We start from the raw sequence: 3,740 nt of genomic DNA on the forward strand, positions 1-3,740 counted from the left end.
GCTCCATGGTGGTCGCGTCGACCGCGCATTTCGACCAGTCGAGCAGCAGATCGCCGTCGGTGACGGAGAATTCCACGAACCGCTTGGGATCGGCGGCGAAGGCCTGGCGCATGCTGGCGGGCGCCGCCGCGCGGTGGTCACGCAAGGCGGCGAGCTGTTTTTGAAAGGACGATTGATCCACTGCCAAACTCCGAGACCTCGAGCCATCATTACGGACCGGATGTTTCCGGCGCGTGTCGTCGCGACAATCTATCGGGCCGAACTCCACCCGTTTCAATGCGCAGCGATGACGCACACCGTCACCCCAGCGATGACGCAGACGTCACGCGGCGATGACGCAGACGTCACGTACGGTGTCATCGCCGGGATGAGGCGCCGCGTCACCCCAGGATGGCGCAACGCGGCATCAAAAGGACGTGAAGGATCACTGGCATAAATCCCAACGATCAGAAAAATTGATTGGCGCAACCCCTTGTGCCACGGTTACGTTCGGCTGGTCCAGCCAAGCGAAAAAGGCTGGCCATCGAGGAAATCTCCCATGCCACAGCGAAACGACACGGCGATATGGTCCGGCCTGTTCCGGATTTCGGCTGAATCCGGCCAAACCCTGCAGGCGCAGATCCGCCAAGCCATCGTAGCCGCCATTCTCGACCGCCAGATCGCCGCTTCGATGCCGCTTCCTTCCTGCCGGATCCTGGCCGAAAAACTTGGCGTGGCTCGCGGAACCGTGGTGCTGGCGTTCCAGCAGCTCGTCGACCAGGGTTTCCTGGTGGCGCGCGAGCGGCGTGGACATTTCGTCAATCCCGATGTGCTGGCGACACCGGCCAAGCCGCACCAGAAGGCGCCCGACCAGGCCAACGAGATCGACTGGAAGGCACGCCGCAAGATCGCCGCCAGCGACATGCCGCCGCCGGCCAAGCACGAGAACTGGATCAAGTCGTCCTATCCCTTCGTCTACGGGCAGTTCGACCCGGCGCTGTTCCCGACCGCCGAGTGGCGCGAGTGCAACCGCATGGCGCTTGCCGTGCTGGAAATCCGTAACTGGGCGTCCGACATGGTCGACCGTGACGATCCGCTGCTGATCGAGCAGATCCAGGCGCGGCTCCTGCCCCGGCGCGGCATCTTCGCCAATCCGGACGAGATCATCGTCACGCTGGGCGCTCAGAACGCGCTCTACATGCTGGCGACGCTGCTGATGTCCAAAGGCTCCAAGGTGGCGATGGAAGACCCAGGCTATCCCGACGCCCGCTCGATCTTCCGCCTTGCGGGCGCTGAGATACAGCCGGTGCCGGTCGACCAGTCCGGCATCGTAACTACTTCTATTGCCAACGATTCCGGGTTCGTCTTCGTCACGCCAAGCCATCATTGCCCGACCATGGTGCCGTTGTCGGCGGAGCGGCGGCAGGATCTTCTGGCGCGCGCCAACCGCTACAACCAGATCATCATCGAGGACGGCTATGACAGCCAGCTTCTCGACGAGGCACCGCAGCAAGCGCTGAAGAGCCTCGATCGCTCCGGCCGCGTCGTCTATGTCGGCTCGATGTCCAAGACGCTGGCTCCGGGCCTGCGGCTCGGCTACATCGTGGCGTCCGCCGGACTGATCGCGGAGCTCAGGGCGCTGCGCCGCTTCATGCTGCGTCACCCGCCGGCCAACAATCAGCGCGCCGTAGCGCTATTCCTGTCGCTCGGCCACCACGAGGCGCTGGTGCGGCGGCTGTCTTCAGCCTTCGACGAGCGGCGCAAGCGGCTGGTCCATGCGATTTCCGCCTTCCTGCCGGAATGGCGTTCGACCGATTCGGCCGGCGGCACGTCGCTGTGGCTCGAAGGGCCGCGCGGCACCGATTCGCGCGGGCTGGCCGAGGCAGCCGCCTCGCGCAGCGTCATCATCGAGCCAGGCGACCGTTTCTTCGATCGCACTGAAAAGCCTTCGCGTTTCATGCGGCTGGGCATCTCGTCGATCGCACTGCAGCACATCGAGCCAGGCATTCGCGAACTGGCCACGGCCGCCGGACGCAGACCCGCGGCCGCCTGATCCATCGTCGATCTCTCGTGACCGGAGCCGTTCGCAGCGGCTCCGGTATTTTAGCTCTGGCACATGGAACTGGGCCAGCTGGCCCATAGGATGGGCCAGTGCCAGCGGCATAGTCGGCGTCAGGGGAAGAAGCAGGCCGATGGTGGATCAACCGCCACGAGTTCCTGCCGACGAAGGTGGAGTGCTTCCATGCCAGTGGCTGTCGAACAGCAGGACACGCCGGCGAACCGTCGTCCGCAGCGCTCCGGTCTTCGCGAAACAGGACATGCCATGCGATCATCTCCCCTGGTGGAGGATACCAGACCACAGCACAAGGCCATCGAGGGCGGCGGCTACGGGCCGCTGCGCGGGGATGACCGCGAGCGTATCCACGAGGGCGTGCTGACGCTTTTGGAGACAGTGGGTTTCGCCAACGCCATTCCTTCCTGCATAAAGGTGCTGACCAAGGTGGGGGCGGTCCACGGCGACGATGGCCGGGTCCGCTTTCCGCGCGCGCTCGTGCTCGACACCATCAAGCGAGCGGCACGACATTTCACGCTTCATGGCCAGGACCCCAGGCACGACATGGTGGTCCAGGGCAAGCGCGTGCACTACGGCACGGCAGGCATCGCCGTGCACCTAGTGGATCTGGAGAAGCGCGAGTACCGCGAGTCCAAGCTGCAGGATATTTATGATGCCGCCCGCATCGTCGACGGGCTGGACAACATCCATTTCTTCCAGCGGCCGATGGTGGCGCGCGACATCGCCGATCCGCTCGAGATGGATTTCAACACGCTTTATGCCTGTGTGATGGGAACATCGAAGCACGTCGGAACATCCTTCACCGTGCGTGAGAACGTGAAGCCTGCGCTTGAAATGCTGTACGCCATCGCCGGCGGCGAGGAGAATTTCCGTGCCCGGCCGTTCGTTTCCAACTCCAACTCATTCGTCGTGCCGCCAATGAAGTTCGCCGAGGATGCCTGCGGCGTGCTTGAGGCCTGCGTCGAAGGCGGCATCCCGATCCTGCTGCTGTCGACCGGCCAGTCCGGCACCACGGCACCCGCGGCGATGGCCGGCGCCGTCGTGCAAGCAGTGGCCGAAGTGGTGGCCGGCCTGGTCTATGTCAACGCGCTCAAGCCCGGCCATCCGGCGATCTTCGGCGCATGGCCGTTCATGTCGGACCTGCGCACCGGCGCCATGGCGGGCGGGTCGGCCGAGCAGTCGGTAGCAACGGCGGCCTGTGCCCAGATGGCGCAATTCTACGACCTGCCCGGTGGCTCCGCCGCCGGCATGACGGATTCGAAATTGCCCGATATTCAGTCCGGCTACGAAAAGGGCATCACCAATGTGATGGCCGGCCTCTCCGGCCTCAACCTCGTCTACGAGGCGGCCGGCATGCATGCCTCGCTGCTCGGCTTCTGCCTGGAAAGCCTGGTCATCGACAACGACATGCTCGGTCATTGCCTGGGCTGCGCGCGTGGCATCGACGTGACTGACGAGGCCCTGTCGATCGACAGCATCGCCGAGGTCTGCCTCAAGGGTCCGGGCCACTATCTCGACAACGAACAAACGCTCAAGCTGATGCAGACCGAGCACTTCTATCCCGCCCTCGGCGATCGTTCCTCGCCGAAGGAATGGAACGAAAAAGGCCGGCCTGATATATTGCTGCGTGCGATCACCGAGAAGAAACGCATTCTTGCCGAGCGATTTCCGCGCCACGTGCCAAAAC

At 64.0% G+C, this 3,740-nt stretch carries 2 protein-coding genes and 1 pseudogene; 2 read left to right on the plus strand and 1 reads right to left on the minus strand.

Annotation, left to right across the window (positions count from 1 at the left end; all coding sequences use genetic code 11):
* Positions 1-181: pseudogene (locus tag EN939_RS24855) on the minus strand (glucose-6-phosphate isomerase); the annotation flags it as partial.
* A 357-nt stretch (positions 182-538) separates the two neighbouring features.
* On the opposite strand from EN939_RS24855, the gene pdxR reads away from it, so the two are divergent.
* Together pdxR and EN939_RS24865 are read left to right on the plus strand one after the other, a co-directional pair.
* Positions 539-2,032, plus strand: coding sequence for a MocR-like pyridoxine biosynthesis transcription factor PdxR (gene pdxR, locus EN939_RS24860; RefSeq protein ID WP_027039660.1), 1,494 nt, complete (start codon positions 539-541; stop codon positions 2,030-2,032).
* Positions 2,033-2,221: 189 nt separating this feature from the next.
* Positions 2,222-3,740, plus strand: a 1,519-nt coding sequence (locus EN939_RS24865) for a trimethylamine methyltransferase family protein (RefSeq protein WP_127270457.1), incomplete at its 3' end; no start/stop codon positions are given.

The sequence above is a fragment of the Mesorhizobium sp. M7A.F.Ca.CA.002.05.1.1 genome (assembly GCF_003998335.1).
Lineage (GTDB): Bacteria > Pseudomonadota > Alphaproteobacteria > Rhizobiales > Rhizobiaceae > Mesorhizobium.